The organism is Verrucosispora sp. WMMA2044, from assembly GCF_027497155.1.
In the GTDB taxonomy this organism is placed as follows: Bacteria; Actinomycetota; Actinomycetes; order Mycobacteriales; family Micromonosporaceae; genus Micromonospora; species Micromonospora palythoicola.
Map to the genome: position 1 here is coordinate 5,025,569 of NZ_CP114913.1, position 14,889 is coordinate 5,040,457.

At 71.9% G+C, this 14,889-nt stretch carries 14 protein-coding genes; 10 read left to right on the plus strand and 4 right to left on the minus strand.

What is annotated here, in order from left to right; genetic code table 11:
* Positions 1-80 precede the first annotated feature (80 nt).
* Positions 81-1,121 (plus strand): hypothetical protein, encoded by a 1,041-nt coding sequence (locus O3597_RS22815; RefSeq protein WP_281602351.1) that lies wholly within the window; start codon positions 81-83, stop codon positions 1,119-1,121.
* Positions 1,122-1,251: 130 nt separating this feature from the next.
* Positions 1,252-2,388, plus strand: coding sequence for a hypothetical protein (locus O3597_RS22820; protein ID WP_281602352.1), 1,137 nt, complete (start codon positions 1,252-1,254; stop codon positions 2,386-2,388).
* A gap of 17 nt (positions 2,389-2,405) precedes the next feature.
* Here the strand turns inward: O3597_RS22820 and ligD (O3597_RS22825) are convergent, their stop codons facing one another.
* Together ligD (O3597_RS22825) and ligD (O3597_RS22830) are read right to left on the minus strand one after the other, a co-directional pair.
* On the minus strand, positions 2,406-3,317 hold the full coding sequence (ligD, locus tag O3597_RS22825) for a non-homologous end-joining DNA ligase (RefSeq protein ID WP_164446423.1): 912 nt from the start codon (positions 3,315-3,317) through the stop codon (positions 2,406-2,408).
* Entirely contained in the window at positions 3,307-4,248 is a 942-nt protein-coding gene (ligD, locus tag O3597_RS22830; protein ID WP_281602353.1) for a non-homologous end-joining DNA ligase, read from the minus strand. Before ligD (O3597_RS22830) ends, ligD (O3597_RS22825) begins: the two co-directional genes overlap by 11 nt.
* An 85-nt stretch (positions 4,249-4,333) precedes the next feature.
* On the opposite strand from ligD (O3597_RS22830), the gene O3597_RS22835 reads away from it, so the two are divergent.
* The 5 genes from O3597_RS22835 to O3597_RS22855 all read left to right on the plus strand — a co-directional run bounded on the left by O3597_RS22835 (position 4,334) and on the right by O3597_RS22855 (position 8,966).
* On the plus strand, positions 4,334-5,332 hold the full coding sequence (locus O3597_RS22835) for a Ku protein (protein WP_164446425.1): 999 nt from the start codon (positions 4,334-4,336) through the stop codon (positions 5,330-5,332).
* A 193-nt stretch (positions 5,333-5,525) separates the two neighbouring features.
* Positions 5,526-6,161: an FKBP-type peptidyl-prolyl cis-trans isomerase gene (locus O3597_RS22840; protein WP_281602354.1), complete on the plus strand. Its 636-nt coding sequence runs from the start codon at positions 5,526-5,528 to the stop codon at positions 6,159-6,161.
* A gap of 187 nt (positions 6,162-6,348) precedes the next feature.
* Positions 6,349-7,173 carry a hypothetical protein gene (locus O3597_RS22845; protein WP_281604617.1) on the plus strand — a complete coding sequence of 275 codons (825 nt, stop codon included), beginning with the start codon at positions 6,349-6,351 and terminating at the stop codon, positions 7,171-7,173.
* Between the two features lie 84 nt (positions 7,174-7,257).
* Positions 7,258-7,914 (plus strand): HAD family phosphatase, encoded by a 657-nt coding sequence (locus tag O3597_RS22850; protein ID WP_281602355.1) that lies wholly within the window; start codon positions 7,258-7,260, stop codon positions 7,912-7,914.
* A 41-nt stretch (positions 7,915-7,955) separates the two neighbouring features.
* Complete coding sequence (locus O3597_RS22855; protein ID WP_164446428.1) at positions 7,956-8,966, plus strand: NADPH:quinone reductase; 1,011 nt, start codon at positions 7,956-7,958, stop codon at positions 8,964-8,966.
* 183 nt (positions 8,967-9,149) lie between these two features.
* On the opposite strand, the gene O3597_RS22860 is transcribed toward O3597_RS22855, so the two are convergent.
* Positions 9,150-10,799: a fatty acid--CoA ligase gene (locus O3597_RS22860; protein WP_281602356.1), complete on the minus strand. Its 1,650-nt coding sequence runs from the start codon at positions 10,797-10,799 to the stop codon at positions 9,150-9,152.
* A gap of 55 nt (positions 10,800-10,854) precedes the next feature.
* On the opposite strand from O3597_RS22860, the gene O3597_RS22865 reads away from it, so the two are divergent.
* Positions 10,855-11,346 carry an NUDIX domain-containing protein gene (locus O3597_RS22865; RefSeq protein WP_281602357.1) on the plus strand — a complete coding sequence of 164 codons (492 nt, stop codon included), beginning with the start codon at positions 10,855-10,857 and terminating at the stop codon, positions 11,344-11,346.
* Between the two features lie 61 nt (positions 11,347-11,407).
* Here the strand turns inward: O3597_RS22865 and O3597_RS22870 are convergent, their stop codons facing one another.
* Complete coding sequence (locus O3597_RS22870) at positions 11,408-11,956, minus strand: type 1 glutamine amidotransferase domain-containing protein (RefSeq protein WP_281602358.1); 549 nt, start codon at positions 11,954-11,956, stop codon at positions 11,408-11,410.
* A 146-nt stretch (positions 11,957-12,102) separates the two neighbouring features.
* Here O3597_RS22870 and rfaE2 point away from each other — a divergent pair, with 146 nt between their 5' ends.
* Positions 12,103-14,013, plus strand: coding sequence for a D-glycero-beta-D-manno-heptose 1-phosphate adenylyltransferase (gene rfaE2 / locus O3597_RS22875; RefSeq protein ID WP_281602359.1), 1,911 nt, complete (start codon positions 12,103-12,105; stop codon positions 14,011-14,013).
* Entirely contained in the window at positions 14,010-14,882 is an 873-nt protein-coding gene (locus O3597_RS22880; protein WP_281602360.1) for a glycosyltransferase family A protein, read from the plus strand. The genes rfaE2 and O3597_RS22880 overlap by 4 nt, the downstream gene beginning before the upstream one ends.
* Positions 14,883-14,889 lie beyond the last annotated feature (7 nt).

Here is a 14,889-nt window from a genome sequence, read left to right on the forward strand (position 1 = left end):
CCGCCCCCTCGCGGCCGGGTCGGCGAAGACATGACTGACGGCATTGGTGGCGGGCGCCGCGTCACGGGAGAGTCAGGGGCATGACCACTCACGGAGCAGAACGGGCGGCTCTCGACGGCGGCCGGCAGCCGATGCCGCGGCGACTCGTCCCGGTCGTGGCGCTGCTGTTCCTCGCCCCCTGGGCCGCCGAGTGCTCGTGGGGCGGCTTCGCCGGCACCGACATGCTGGGCGTCGTGGTGGTGCTGGCACCGATGTACGGGGGCGCGGCGGTGCTGATCCGGGAGGCGGCCCGGCGTACCGGCGGCGGCTGGCCGATGATCGTCCTGCTGGCGGCGGGGTTCGGGGTGCTCCAGGCGGGCCTGGTGGACCAGTCGCTGTTCAACCCGGACTACCTGGCCGACACCGAGTTCGCGGAGCTGAGCGCGGCGGACCGCACCCGCGTACCGGTGCTGGGCATCAGCGCGCAGCAGGCGATCAGCTTCGTCGGTAACCATGTCGCGTTGACCATCTGCGCGCCGATCGCCATCGTCGAGTCGTACCTCGCCCCGACCCGCCGGCTGCGGCCGTGGCTGCGGGTGCCCGGCCTGGTCGTCGTGGCCGTGCTCTACCTGCTGGGCAGCCTGCTCGTCTTCGCCGACGACAGCGGACGCAAGGGGTTCCTGGCCAGCCCCGGTCAGCTCGTCGGGGCCGCGGCGGTGGTCCTCGCCCTGGTCGTGCTGGCCGCGCTGCCGCGTTGGCGGCGCCGGCCACTTCCGGCTCCGGCCGGCGCGCCCCGGCCGACCCGTCCCGGCCTGCTGGTGCTGCTCGTCTACCTGGGAGTCAGCATGCTCTCCGGCTGGATCGGCGTCGCCGTGTCGGTAGTTGTCGTCGCCGCGCTGGTGTGGATGCTGGCCCGTTGGTCGGGACACGCCGACTGGGGTCAGCGGCAGGTGCTGGCCAGTGCCGCCGGTGCGCTGGTCGGGGCGGCTGTGCTGGCCTACCTGGTGCCCCCGTACTCACCGGCGTCACCCACCCAGGCCCTGATCAGCGACGTGATCGTCAGCCTGCTCGCGATCGCCATGCTCACCGGGGCGTACGCGCGAGTGCGGCGGCACGAGTCGGTGCCGGCCTACCCGGGCTGAGAGCCTGCCTGAGGAGGTCATGCCTCTGGCGAGCCTCCTCAGGCACGTTCTGACCGTTGCCGGAGGCTGCCAGACTCGTTGCGCGGGCGTCCAATGTCGACGTCGGATGCTGTCGGGCGGGAGGCTGGTCATGAGGCGATGGACGCGGCTACGGGTCGGACTGGTGATGCTCGCGATGGGCGCGGTGCTGGCCCCGCCGGCAGCCGCGACGGCTGATCCGCTACCCACCGGCGCGGTCATCGCGACCGTGTGGGCGAACCAGCCGGCTGCGGCTGAGTACACGGTCGACAACGGCTGGAGCTGGTCCTCCACCGAAGGTGACATCGTCGTACGGCGGACCGGCACCGGGGCGTACACGGTCGAGTTGCAGCACGCCGCGACCAGCACCGGCGTCGCACACGTGGTGGCGTACGGTGGCGGGCCGGTGCACTGCACGGTGGCCAGCTGGTACCGGAGCCTGCTGGGCGGCAACCACCTGCTGATCCAGGTACGGTGCTTCGCGGCGACCGGCGCACCGGTGGACAGCCGGTTCGTGGCGACGTTCACCAACCGGCAGCAGATCCATCAGGGGCGGTTGGCCTGGTTCACCACGGACCAGGCGACGCCGGTCGGTCTGCGGACCATCCCGGCCGGCCTGCGGTACGACTCCACGGGCGGGACGATCAGCTATGAGCGGCTCGGTACCGGCCACTACCGCTTCCGCATGAACCCCAACCCGGCCAGTGAGTCGGGTGCCCCGATCTTCCCGATGACACACGTCACGGCGCTTGGCGGCAACGCGGTGAACTGCCAGATCGACTGGCCGGACGGGCGGGAGGTGCGATGCGCCAACGCCGCCGGTAACGACGTCGACGCGCGGTTCGCGGTCACCTACGGCTCCCGGGTCGACCTGCTCGGCCACTCGGCGGGCCCACGGTTCGCCAGCGGAACCCTCTATGGCGACAACATCACCGGAGGGTTCATCAGCGGTGACAGCTACAACTCGACGCTGCCCGGGTACGGCGGCGCCAGCGGCACACTGCTCGGCACCGGCCGTTACCAGATGATCTTCAGCGGCACCAGGACCACGTTCGGCACCGCCTTCGTCAACGCCCACCTCGGCATACTTCCCGGCAGTCGGCCTCGCGGCCACTGCGTGCTCGCCGGCTGGGGGCGATCCGGGGCGAACACGGTGGTGCTGGTGAACTGCTACGGCTGGCTCGGCGTACCGGCCAACCTGAACGCCCGGATCTCCTACACCACCTGGCCCGGAGGCACCGCCGTGTGAGCCGGGGGCGGTGGGGTCTACTCGGGTAGTGCGGGGCCGCCGTCGAGCAGCGGGGCGAGCAGGTCGCCATGCTTCTCGATCCGGTCCAGCACCTCGCCGGCGGCGTAGGGTCTGGTGGCCGGGCGTCGGCCCGCCGCACCGGCGGAGACCTCGTCCCAGGTCAGCGGCGTCGACACCGACGGGACGGGCTGGGCACGCAGCGAGTACGGCGCCACCGTGGTCTTCGCCGCGTTGTTCTGGCTCCAGTCGATGAAGACCTTGCCCGGTCGCAGGTTCTTCGCCATCTTCGACACCACCAGCTTCGGCTGTTCGCGTTCGAGCTCCTGGGCGACGCGCCGGGCGTAGGCCGACACGTCGTCGGCGGGCTGGCTGCCGGAAATGGGGCAGCAGAGCTGCATGCCCTTCTTACCGGAGGTCTTCGGGTAGGAGTCGATGCCGTCGGCGGCCAGTCGGTCGCGCAGCGTCAGGGCCACCTGGCAGCACTGCTCCAGTGCCGCCGGAGCACCCGGATCCAGGTCGATCACCATCAGGTCCGGGTGTGCGCCGACCTTCCACTGCGGGGTGTGCAGTTCCAGGGCGGCCAGGTTGGCCAGCCAGACCAACGTGGGCAGGTCGTCGGCGACGACGTAGTCGATGGTCTCCCGACCCTTGGTGGAGCCCGGCGCGGGCAGCGTCTCGACGCGTACCCAGGACGGGGTGGCGGCCGGAGCGTTCTTCTCGAAGAACGAGCCACCGGTCACGCCGTTCGGGTAGCGGATGCGGGTCAGCGCCCGGTCGGCCAGGTGCGGCAGCAGCACCGGGGCGATCCGGGTGTAGTAGTCGATCACTTCGCCCTTGGTGAAGCCGGCCGTCGGATAGAGCACCTTGTCCAGGTTGGACAGCTCCAGCGTGCGGCCCTGCACCTCGACCGGGAACCGGTCAGCTGGCATCGTCGACCTCCTCGGCCGGTTTGTCCGGGCGGATCCGCAGGATCCGGGGGAACCGCAGGCGCCCGTCCGGGGTGCGTTGGCCGTACTTGACCTCCACCACCAGCCGGGGAGTTACCCAGATCGCGCCCCGGGCATCCTCGCGGGGCACATCGCCGCGAAACGGCGAGGCGGTGGTGCGCAGCGGCTCCAACTCGCGCAGCAGTTCCCGTTCGAGGGCGGCACCGATCCCACCGCCGACCCGGCCCCGGTAGACGAGTCGGCCGTCGGCACCGGGCACCCCGACCAGCAGCCCGCCGATCTTCCGCGCGCCGGGCCGCCAGCCGCCGACCACGAAGTCGCCGGTCACCTCCAGCTTGACCTTCACCCAGTCCGGCGAGCGCACCCCGGGCCGGTAGACCGACTCGACCCGCTTGGCCATCACCCCTTCGAGGCCGTGCTCGCCAGCCGCCTCGTAGGTGGCCGGGCCGTCGGAGAAGACCGGTGGGACCGCCCACCGCGCCGCGCCGAGCGCCAGGCCGTCGAGGGCCTCCCGCCGCCGGGCGTACGGCCAGCCGGTGAGATCCTGCCCGGCCAACCGCAACACGTCGAAGATCATGTACGTGACCGGGGCGGTTGCCGCCAGCCGGGCCGCCTTCGCGGCGTTACGCACGTGCATCCGCTCGGCCAGGGCGGTGAACGAGGGTCGTCCGGCCTGGTCGAACAGGACCACCTCGCCGTCGAGCAGTGCGTCGTCGACCTGCTCGCCGAGCGGAATCAACTCGGGATAGGCGGTGGTGATCTCCACGCCGGAGCGGGCGTACAGGCGTGGCCGTCCGCCGGCGATTTCGGCAAGCGCGCGTACCCCGTCCCACTTGAACTCGTACGCCCAGTCGGGACCGGCCGGAAGCTGCCCGGTCATCGCGAGCATCGGCTTGAGCGGCGCGCCGGGCACAGGCCGACTGTAGTAGCAGGCCGAACACCTCGCGTCCGGTTCGCTGTGATGCGAGCATGGTCGATACCGGGGAAGGGAGCGCAGCATGCGTGCCATCTGGAAGGGAGCCGTGTCGTTCGGCCTGGTCTCGATCGCGGTGAAGCTGTATTCCGCGACGGAGGAGAAGGACATCCGGTTCCACCAGGTGCACCGGGCCGACGGCGGACGGATCCGGTACAAGCGCACCTGCCAGGTCTGTGGCGAGGAGGTCAGCTACGACGACATCGCCAAGGGCTACGACATCGGTGGCGGGGAGATGGTCATCCTCACCGACTCCGACTTCGCCGACCTGCCGTTGAGCACCTCCCACGCGATCGACGTGCTGGAGTTCGTGCCGGCCGAGCAGGTCGACCCGATCCTCTACAACAAGGCGTACTTCCTGGAGCCGGAGGGCACCGCGACCAAGCCGTACCTGCTGCTGCGGGACGCGTTGACCGACTCGGAGCGGGTGGCGATCGTCAAGGTGGCGCTGCGCCAGCGGGAGCAGCTGGCCACCCTGCGGGTCCGCGAGGGTGTGCTGCTGCTGAACACGATGCTCTGGCCCGACGAGATCCGTAAGCCGGACTTCGGTTTCCTCGACGAGGACCTGAAGATCCGGCCACCGGAGTTGGCGATGGCCACCTCGCTCATCGACTCGATGGCCGGGGACTTCCACCCGGACGAGTTCACCGACGATTACCGGGCGGCGTTGCAGGAGGTCATCGACGCGAAGGTGGAGGGCCGCGAGGTGGTCCAACCGGAGGAGGTCGAGGAGGCGCCGGCCGCCGCCGTCGATCTGATGGCCGCGTTGAAGGCGTCCGTGGAGCGGGCCCGGGCGGCTCGCGGCGAGGCACCGGCCGGTGGTGGCGCCGAGCCGACCCCCATCTCGTCGGCACGTTCGGCGCAGAAGAAGGCGGCGGAGAAGAAGACCGCCAAGGCACCGGCCAAGAAGGCACCCGCGAAGAAGACCGCCGAGAAGAAGGCCACCGCCAAGAAGGCAACGCCGGCCAAGAAGACCACGGAGAAGAAAGCCACCAAGAAGGCCACCCCGCGCAAGTCCGCCTGACCGCGCCCTCGATCACCTGAATGTACCTTTCTGGGCGGGTTCGGCTCCACCACCGACCCCATGATCGTCATGCCCGTGCCGGTCGGCGCGGGCCATCGATGGTCGGAAGTGCGTCGGACACCAGGTACCGTGTGTCGGCGACGGCTGCCCGTGGCCGGACCCACCCCACACCTCTCAGCAGGGAGTCGAGGACGTGAGCGAGCAGGAGACCAAGGCGCGGCGGCGGCTGGCCGAGCAGTTGGCGGCTCAGAAGGCGGCCGAGGCGAAGCGCCGCCGGCAGGCCTGGGCCGGTGCGTTCGCCGGCATCGCCGTCGTGGCGGTGCTGATCACCGTGTTCGTGATCGTGGGCCAGCGCGGCGGTGACGACGCCCCCGAGCAGGCCGCCGGTACGCCGTCCGCCCCGGCGGAGGCGACCAACGAGCCGGCCGCCCCGCCTGCGCCGCAGCTACCGGAGGGCGCGGACCCGGCGCTGGGCAGCAAGCCGACGGTCACCGCCGGTGAGGGTGAGTTGAAGAAGCTGACCGTGACTCCGCTGATCGAGGGCACCGGGCCGAAGGTCAAGGCCGGTCAGTCGATCACCACCAACTACGTCGGTGTCTTCTACAAGACCGGTGAGGAGTTCGACTCCTCCTGGGAGCGGGGGCAGCCCGCCACCTTCCCGATCGGGGTGGGGCAGGTCATCCCGGGCTGGGACAAGGGTCTGGTGGGCGTGAACGTGGGCAGCCGGGTGCAGCTCGACATCCCGGCCGAGGACGCCTACGGCGACGGTGGCGGCGGTCGCCCGGCCGGTCCGCTGCGGTTCGTGGTGGACGTGCTCGCCGCCGAGTGAGCCGCGGGGCGCCCCGCCCCGACGGCAGGCGAACATCGATGCGGTTGACCACAGATGGCTTCCGGACGGTCACCGACCGGCAGTAGGTTCGACAGGCGTCCCGGGTACCTCGCCCGGGGACGCTCGTCGAAGCGACCCGGAGGTGCACGTGACGGCAGTGGACGCCGACGGGCGGACCGCCCGGTTGATGTGGACGCACTACGAGCCGCTGCACGCCGTCACCTACTTCCATCCGCGCGCCCGCGCCGCCTACGAGGCGGCCGGACTACGCGGCTACTGGCGGGGCTACTTTGCCGGTCGCGCCGCCCCGCTCGGGCCGACCGGTCCGGCTCCGGTGATCGCCGCCTTCTACAACTTCGCACCGCACATGGTGAGCCGGGCCCTGCCGGCGGTGTGGGAACTGGCCACGCCGGACCAGGCGCTGCGCGCCCGGCTGACCGGTGCGGTGCAGGCGCTCGCCGAGTTGACCTACGAGTTGCCCGAGCGGCATCTCGTGGAGGCCGCCGACCTGCTCGAGGCCGCCACCGACGGGCTCGGCACGGCCGGCCGGGTGCTCGGCGCGGCGAACGCGGGCCTGCCCCGGGGTGAGTACCCGCTGGCTCGGCTCTGGCAGGCCGCCACCACGCTGCGCGAACATCGTGGTGACGGGCACGTGGCCGCGCTGGTCTCCGCCGACCTCGACCCGGTGGAGACGCTCGCCTGGCGGGTCGCGGTCGACATGCCGGCGGCCAACCTCCTCGGCCGGGGCTGGTCGGAGCAGGACTGGTCGCAGGCGCGTGACCGGCTCACCGTCCGTGGCTGGCTGGACGCCGAGGGCAAGCCGACCGAGCGCGGCCGGACGTCCTTCCAGGCGATCGAGGACGCCACCGATCTCGCCGCCACTCGCCCCTGGCTGACGCTCGGCCCCGAGCGTGCACACCGCCTCCGCGAACTGCTCGACCCGATCGCCCGCGCCGCTCACACGGTCATCCCGCCGGACAGCCCCATCGGTCTGCCACCCCTGGCGAGTTGACCAAGAAGTTCCGGTCTGACTTGTCGCCGATTCCTGACGCGAACTTCTTGATCGACGCCGCGGTGGGTGGGAGAGGATGGGGGTGTGACGGTGGATGGAGTGGTTTTCGACCTTGACGGGGTGATCGTCGACTCCGAGCCGGTGTGGGAGGAGGTTCGGCGGGCTTACGTCGCGGAGCACGGGGGTGTCTGGCAGGACGACACCCAGCGTCGGCTGATGGGGATGAGCACCGGCGAGTGGGCCCGCTACCTCAGCGACGAGTTGGGGGTGCGGCGCACCGCCGACCAGGTGGCCGCCGAGGTGGTCGAGGAGATGGCCCACCGCTACGCGGCCCGGGTGCCGGTGATCGACGGCGCGGTCGACGTGGTCCGCCGGCTGGCCGCACGGTGGCCGCTGGGACTAGCCAGTTCCTCGCCGACCCGGCTGATCGGCGCGGCGCTGGCCGCCACCGACCTGACCGGCTCGTTCCGCAGCACCCTGTCGACCGAGGAGACCGAGCGCGGCAAGCCGGCACCGGACGTCTACCTGAGCGTGGCCGAGCGGCTCGGCCTCGACCCGACGCGCTGCGTGGCAGTGGAGGACTCTTCGAACGGGGTCCGTTCCGCGGCTGCGGCCGGGATGGCGGTGGTGGCGGTGCCGCACGGGGCGTACCCGCTGGATCCGGACGCTCGGCGGCTGGCCGTGGCGGTGCTGGACTCGATCGACGAGTTGACCCCGGAGGTCGTCGACCGGCTGGGCTGAACCGGCACCGGGCGGTCCCCTGCCCGCCTACGGTCGGTGGCATGAAGGCGATGGTGTACGAACGCACCGGCGATCCCTCCGTGCTCCAGTTGGTCGAGCGGCCGGTGCCGGAACCCGGGCCGGGCGAGGTGCTGGTGCGGATCGCGGTGTCCGGGGTGAACCCGACCGACTGGAAGTCGCGCCGGCAGGGCCCGCTGCCGGCCGGCTGGCAGATACCGGGCCAGGACGGCGCCGGAGTGGTCGAGGCGGTCGGCGAGGGGGTCGACCAGGAGCTGATCGGCGAGCGGGTCTGGGTCTGGGAGGCCGCCTGGCAGCGGCCCTGGGGGACCGCCGCCGAGTACACGGTGGTGCCGGTCCGCCAGGCGGTACGCCTCGGCGACGCGTCCTTCGAACTGGGCGCCTGCCTCGGCATCCCGTTCCTGACGGCGCACCGGTGCCTGACCTCCGGCGAGTATCTGCCGGACACCCTGCGTCCCGGCGCGCTCAGTGACCACACGGTGCTGGTACAGGGTGGGGCCGGCGCCGTGGGCAACGCGGCGGTCCAGTTGGCGTCCTGGGCCGATGCCTGCGTGATCGCCACGGTCAGCAGCGCCGAGAAGGCCCAACTGGCCGCGGCGGCCGGTGCCTCGTTGGTGGTCAACTACCGGGAACAGGACGTGGTGGAGGAGGTCCACAAGATCGCGCCCGACGGGGTGCACGGCATCGTGGAGGTCTCCCCCGCCCGCAACGCGGCCACCGACGTTCGGCTGCTGCGCCCGGGCGGAGTGGTCAGCGTGTACGCCAACGACGGCGGTGACGAGGTGACGTTGCCGGTCGGCCCGCTGATGGCGCCGAACGCCCGTTGGCAGTTCGTGCTGGTCTACACGATGCCGAAGGCGGCCAAGGCCCAGGCGCTTGTCGACGTCGCGGCCGCGGCCGCGCAGGGCGGGATCCGGGTGGGCGAGGAAGCCGGTCTGCCGTTGCATTCCTATCCGCTGTCGGCGACCGCCGCCGCCCATCAGGCGGTGGAGGACTCGGTGGTCGGCAGGGTGCTGCTCAGCGCTCACGAATAAGCGGCTCGACCTGGGAGTTTTCGCCGTACGCAGGACAGAGGCGAACAAGTCTCGCAATACTGGCATTGCGGGTCGCCCCGCAAGGAACGGGCGGCCCCGGCGCGGTGCGAACGCCGGGGCCGCCCACCGGAGAGAGGTCTGTGCAGGCCACTACTCCCAATGGCGATGATGCGCCGAAAAACGTTACGGCGTGGCCAATTCCCGCACATTCAGGTCGCCGTCGGCGTACCGGGAGCGCACCACCTTCTTGTCGAACTTGCCGACGCTCGTCTTCGGCACCGCCTCGACGAACGCCCACCGCTCCGGCAACTGCCAGCGCGCCACCGACCCGGCCAGGAAGTCCTGCAACTCCTCCGGGGTCGCCGAGGCACCCTCCCGGAGCACCACCGTGGCCAGCGGCCGTTCGTCCCACCGCTGGTCCGGCACGCCCACCACGCAGGCCTCCAGCACCGCCGGGTGGGCCATCAACGCGTTCTCCAGTTCCACCGAGGAGATCCACTCGCCACCGGACTTGATCACGTCCTTGGCCCGGTCGGTGAGGGTGAGGTAGCCGTCCGCCGACAGCGTGCCCACGTCACCGGTACGCAGCCAGCCGTCGCGGAACTTCTCCGGGTCCGGCGCGTCGTCCCCGACGTACCGCGCGGTGATCCACGGCCCACGGACCTCCAGCTCGCCGACGGAGGTTCCGTCGGCGGGCAGCGGTTCCCCGGCCGGGCCCACGACGCGGGCCCGCACGCCCGCCGGCACCCGGCCCTGGGTGTACCGGTAGCGCCAGGCCTCGTCACCGCTCGCCCCGGCCGGTGGGCGCGACACCGAGCCCAGCGGCGACATCTCGGTCATTCCCCACGCGTGGATGACGTCGATGCCGTGCCGCTCGTCGAACGCGTGCATCAGCGACGGCGGGCAGGCAGAACCACCGACGATCACCTCCGTGAGCGAGGAGGTGTCGACGTCGTGGCTGTCCAGGTAGGCAAGCAGGTCGGTCCAGATGGTCGGCACCGCACCGGCCAGCGTCGGCCGCTCGGCGGCGATCATCTCGGCGATCGGCGCGGCCTGGAGGAAACGGTCCGGCATCACCAGCGACGCGCCGGAGAGGAACGCCGCGAACGGCAGCCCCCACGACATCGCGTGGAACATCGGCACGATCGCCAGTTCCCGGTCGGTGGGCCCGAGCCCGAACCCCTCCGGCATGCAGATCTGCAACGAGTGCAGGTAGATCGAGCGGTGCGAGTACGCCACCCCCTTGGGGTTGCCGGTGGTGCCGGAGGTGTAGCAGAGGGCGGCGGCGTCGCGTTCGTCCACCTCGGGCCAGTCGTACACCTCCGGGCGGTCGGCCAGCAGCGCGTCCCAGTAATGTACGGCGATCCGGTCGCCCGCCGCCGCCAGCAGCGGGGCGGGATCGCCAGCGCCGACCACCACCACGTGTCGCACGCTCGTCATGCCACCGAGGGACTTCGCCAGCAGCGGGATCAACGTCGCGTCGACGAGCACCACCCGGTCCTCGGCGTGGTTGGCGATGTAGGTGACCTGGTCCGGAAAGAGCCGGATGTTGAGTGTGTGCAGCACCGCACCCATGCTGGGCACCGCGAAGTACGCCACCAGGTGCTCGGTGTTGTTCCACATGAAGGTGGCGACCCGCTCGTCGCCGGTCACCCCGCACTCCGCCCGCAGTGCGTGCGCGAGCCGGGCGGCGTCCCGCCCGACCTCGGCGTACGTGCTGCGGCGCGGCTCGGCGCCGGTCCACGTCACCACCTCGGCCGCGCCGTGCACGGTGGCGCCGTGTTCGAGGATCCGGGAGACCTGAAGAGGGGCGTCCATCATCGTGCTACGCATGGGTAACAAGTTAGTGTCGCCGGTCACACGTTGGGAACCCCCGTAAATTGTCCGGGTGAGCATCTCCTGGGCTGATTCGTACGTCGGGCAGCTACGCGCCCTGGCCGGCGACCGGACGCTGATGTTCGTCGGCGCGCGGGCCGTGGTGCGCGACAGCTCGGCCCGGATCCTGCTGATCCGCCGCTCCGACAACGGGCAGTGGGCACTGCCCGCCGGCGCGATGGAGTTGGGCGAGTCGATCGCGGACTGCGCCGTGCGGGAGGTACGCGAGGAGACCGGGCTGCGGGCGCTGCGGGTGAGCGCCTTCGCCCTCTACACCGGCCCGGACCGCACCCACACCAACATGTACGGCCACACCTACCAGATCTTCACCACCGCGTTCCGGGTGGAGGAGTGGGACGGACGGCTGGCCCGGGTCACCGACGAGACAAGCGACGCGGGCTTTTTCCACCGCGAGGCGATGCCCCAGCCGCTCTCGGCAAGTGTCCTGGAGACCCTGGCCGACCTGGACGTCTTCGAGCAGACCAACCGTCTGATCCTGAAGTGACCAGACAGCACGGTGGCCTCGCCCGGGCGGGCGAGGCCACCGTGCGAGCGCCGTCGGCGGATCAGTGCCGACCCTCGGCGAACTCCTCGACGATCTTGGCGCAGAAGGCCGGCAGGTCGTCGGGCTTGCGGCTGCTGACCAGCCCGTTGTCGGTCACGACCTGCTCGTCGACCCATTCCGCGCCGGCATTCACCAGGTCCGTACGCAGGCTGGGCCAACTGGTCAGCCGCCGACCCCGCACCACGTCCGCCTCGACGAGCGTCCACGGGCCGTGGCAGATCACCCCGACCGGCTTGCCGGCGTCGAAGAACGACTTCACGAACCGGACGGCGTCGGAGTCGGTACGCAGGAAGTCCGGGTTGGCCACCCCACCAGGCAGCACCAGCGCGTCGTACCGGGCGGGATCCGCGTCGGCCGCGCTCACGTCCACCTCGTACGTGGTGGAGGGGTCCAGGTGCTCGAAGGAGGTGATCTTCCCAGGCTTGATCGACACCAGCTCGGCGGTCGCACCGGCCTGCTCGACGGCCTGACGCGGCTGGACGTACTCGACCTCCTCCACGCCGTCGGTGGCCAGGAAGGCGACCCGCTTGCCCTGCAACGTCGCTGCCATAGTGTTCTCCTTTCCGGGGGTACGTCCGTATCCGTTCCCGGTGCCGACGTCACGAAACGCGGCTGGACGGTGGCCCACCGCACGTCGCCGCCAGCGGGTGCCCGGCCGGCAGGTTTGACCCCGCCGACCGGAGGGGAACCGCCGGCATGGCACGAGCAGCAGCGGAACAGCTCCGGCTCGCCGACGTCGTGCAGAGCTGGCTCGGGCGTCCGGTCCTGGTTATCGGTGACGCCATGCTCGACGAGTGGCGGTTCGCCGACTCCGACCGGTTGTGCCGGGAAGCCCCCGCACCGGTCCTCACCCTGCGCCGCCGCATCTCGGCGGCGGGTGGTGCCGCCAACACCGCCGTCAACATCGCCACGCTGGGCGGGCGCTCGGTGCTGGTGGCTCCCGTGGGGGCCGACGCCGCCGGCGACGAGCTGCACGACTGCCTCGACCGGGCCGGTGTCTGGGACCGCACGGTCAGCCAGCCGGGCCGCTACACCCCGGTCAAGCGTCGGATGCTGGCCGGCGACCAGATCCTGCTGCGGGAGGACTCCGGCGACCCGGACGACCCGCTCAGCGACCTGGGAGTGGACTGCCTGCTCACCGCCCTGGACTGTGCGAGTGCGGAACTGCGGGCCGCCAGCGGAGGCGAGAAACCGGCCCTGGTGGTCTGCGACTACGGTCTGGGCGCGCTGCCCGCGCCGGTACGCGCCTGGCTGGTCGAGCACCGGGACCGGTACGCCACGGTCGCGCTCGACGCCCACGACCTCGCCGACTGGCGGGGGCTCGCCCCGACCGTGGTGACCCCGAGCTTCGCCGAGGCCACCCGCCTGCTCGCCCGGGCGGGCACGATCCGGCCGACCACGAACCCGGCGACGGCCGCTGACCCGGTCGGTACCGGTGCCTCGCCGGCCGCCGGTGGCCGCGAGCTGCACCTGGAGCATCCCGAGGTCGACCCGGCCGACGGGCCGTCCGAACTGACCGTCGGCACGGCTCCGGGTGCGGCCGGGATGCGGCGTACCGACGGGCCCACCGGCGAGCCGACTCCGGGCGAGAGTCGGGTGGCGATGACCCGCGACGGGCTCAGCGTGACCGGCACGGGGGTGACCGTGAACGCCGAGGTCGGTGCCGGCGTGGACCGGGCCGTCCTGGCCGAGTCCCGGCTCGCCGAGCTGCGTGCCCACACCGGCGCGGCCGTGGTCGCGGTGACTCTGGACACCGAGGGCGCGGTGGTCGGCGGTGTCGACGGTGCGCCCGCCCGCAGTCACAGCACACCCGTGCCCGCCAGCCACGCCGTCGGTGCCGGTGACGCCTACCTGGCCGCGATGACCCTCGCGCTGGCCGCCGACGCCCCGCTGTCCACCGCCGCGCAACTTGCCCAGCTCGCCGCGACGAGCACCGTCGCCGGCACCGGCACCTGCGTGTGCCGCCGCGAGGACCTGCTGGCCGCCCTGGGCCGACCGGCAGCCGACGACCGGCAGGTACTCGTCGACACCGGGCACCTGACGGAGATCGTCGCCGAACACCGGCGGGCCGGCCGCTCGATCGTCTTCACCAACGGCTGCTTCGACGTGCTGCACCGGGGGCACGTGCGGTACCTGGAGCAGGCCCGCGCCCTCGGCGACCTGCTGGTGGTGGCGGTCAACTCCGACGGCAGCGTACGCCGGTTGAAGGGTGCGGACCGGCCGGTGAACCCGATCGAGGACCGGGCCGCCCTGCTCGCCGCGCTGACCTGCGTCGATCACGTGGTGGTGTTCGAGGAGGATTCCCCGGCCGCCCTCATCGAGGCCGTCCGGCCGGACGTCTACGTCAAGGGCGGCGACTACCCGCCCGAGCTGGTGCCGGAGGCGCCGCTGGTGCAACGGCTGGGCGGCCAGGTACGCACCCTGGGGTACGTGCCGGACCGCTCCACCTCGGCGATCATCGACCGGATCCGCGCGTACGGGCAGGAGGGCGCGACCGACGCGCAGGCCGCTCCCACCCCGGCGGTGGAGACGTCCGGCGCGACCGGCACCGGAACCGCCGCCACGACCGGAGCGGACGCGCCGCCGCTGACCGGCAAGGCGCCGTGAACCGACCCCTCGACGCCGGCACGCCCGCGCAGTTCCGCGCCGACCGGCTGGTCGACGTGCTCGTCCCGACCCGCAACCGGCCCACCGAACTCGCCGTCACCCTCTCCGGGCTCGCCGCCCAGGAGGGGGTGCCGGGGTTCGGCGTGGTGGTCAGCGACCAGTCCGACGGCGACCCCGGATACCTCCACCCGGCGGCGGCCACCATGGTCCGGGCGCTACGCCACCGGGGGCATCCGGTGCTGCTGACCCGGCGACTGCCCCGACGCGGGCTCGCCGAGCACCGCGACTTCCTGCTCGACGCCTCCGTCGCGCGGTACGTCCTCTTCCTCGACGACGACGTCTGGCTGGAACCGGGCACACTGCGCCGGCTGGTGACCGCGATCGGCGAGCTGGGCTGCGGCTTCGTCGGCAACGGGGTGCACGGCCTGTCCTACCTTGACGACGTACGGCCGGACACGCACCGGCACTACCGGGAGTGGCCGGGCCGACCGGTGCCCGAGCGGGTCCGGCCGGGCACGCCCGAGTGGGACCGGGCGCAGATCCACTCCGCGGCGAATCTGCTGCACGTGACGGCGTCGCTGGCGCTCGCCGACGGTGACTGGCGGGCGTACCAGGTGTCCTGGATCGGCGGCTGCGTGCTCTACGACCGGGCCAAGCTCGTCGACGCCGGCGGATTCGGCTTCTGGCGACGGGTACCGGCGCGGCACCAGGGCGAGGACGTCGCCGCGCAACTCGCCGTGCTGGCGCGGCACGGCGGTGCCGGCGTCCTGCCCAGCGGCGCCTACCACCTGGAGTCACCGACCACGGTCACCGAACGCGACGTGGAGGCATGGGAGGTCGTCCTCGCCTCGCTGGACCCGGACACCTGAGCCGGCG

What these genes read in the sequence shown, in the direction of transcription:
- O3597_RS22815 (WP_281602351.1), top strand. Translation starts at nt 81, where the DNA reads ATGACCACTCACGGAGCAGAACGGGCGGCTCTCGACGGCGGCCGGCAG.
- O3597_RS22820 (WP_281602352.1), top strand. Translation starts at nt 1,252, where the DNA reads ATGAGGCGATGGACGCGGCTACGGGTCGGACTGGTGATGCTCGCGATG.
- ligD (WP_164446423.1), bottom strand. Translation starts at nt 3,317, where the DNA reads ATGCCAGCTGACCGGTTCCCGGTCGAGGTGCAGGGCCGCACGCTGGAG.
- O3597_RS22835 (WP_164446425.1), top strand. Translation starts at nt 4,334, where the DNA reads ATGCGTGCCATCTGGAAGGGAGCCGTGTCGTTCGGCCTGGTCTCGATC.
- O3597_RS22845 (WP_281604617.1), top strand. Translation starts at nt 6,349, where the DNA reads ATGTGGACGCACTACGAGCCGCTGCACGCCGTCACCTACTTCCATCCG.
- O3597_RS22855 (WP_164446428.1), top strand. Translation starts at nt 7,956, where the DNA reads ATGAAGGCGATGGTGTACGAACGCACCGGCGATCCCTCCGTGCTCCAG.
- O3597_RS22860 (WP_281602356.1), bottom strand. Translation starts at nt 10,799, where the DNA reads ATGCGTAGCACGATGATGGACGCCCCTCTTCAGGTCTCCCGGATCCTC.
- O3597_RS22870 (WP_281602358.1), bottom strand. Translation starts at nt 11,956, where the DNA reads ATGGCAGCGACGTTGCAGGGCAAGCGGGTCGCCTTCCTGGCCACCGAC.
- rfaE2 (WP_281602359.1), top strand. Translation starts at nt 12,103, where the DNA reads ATGGCACGAGCAGCAGCGGAACAGCTCCGGCTCGCCGACGTCGTGCAG.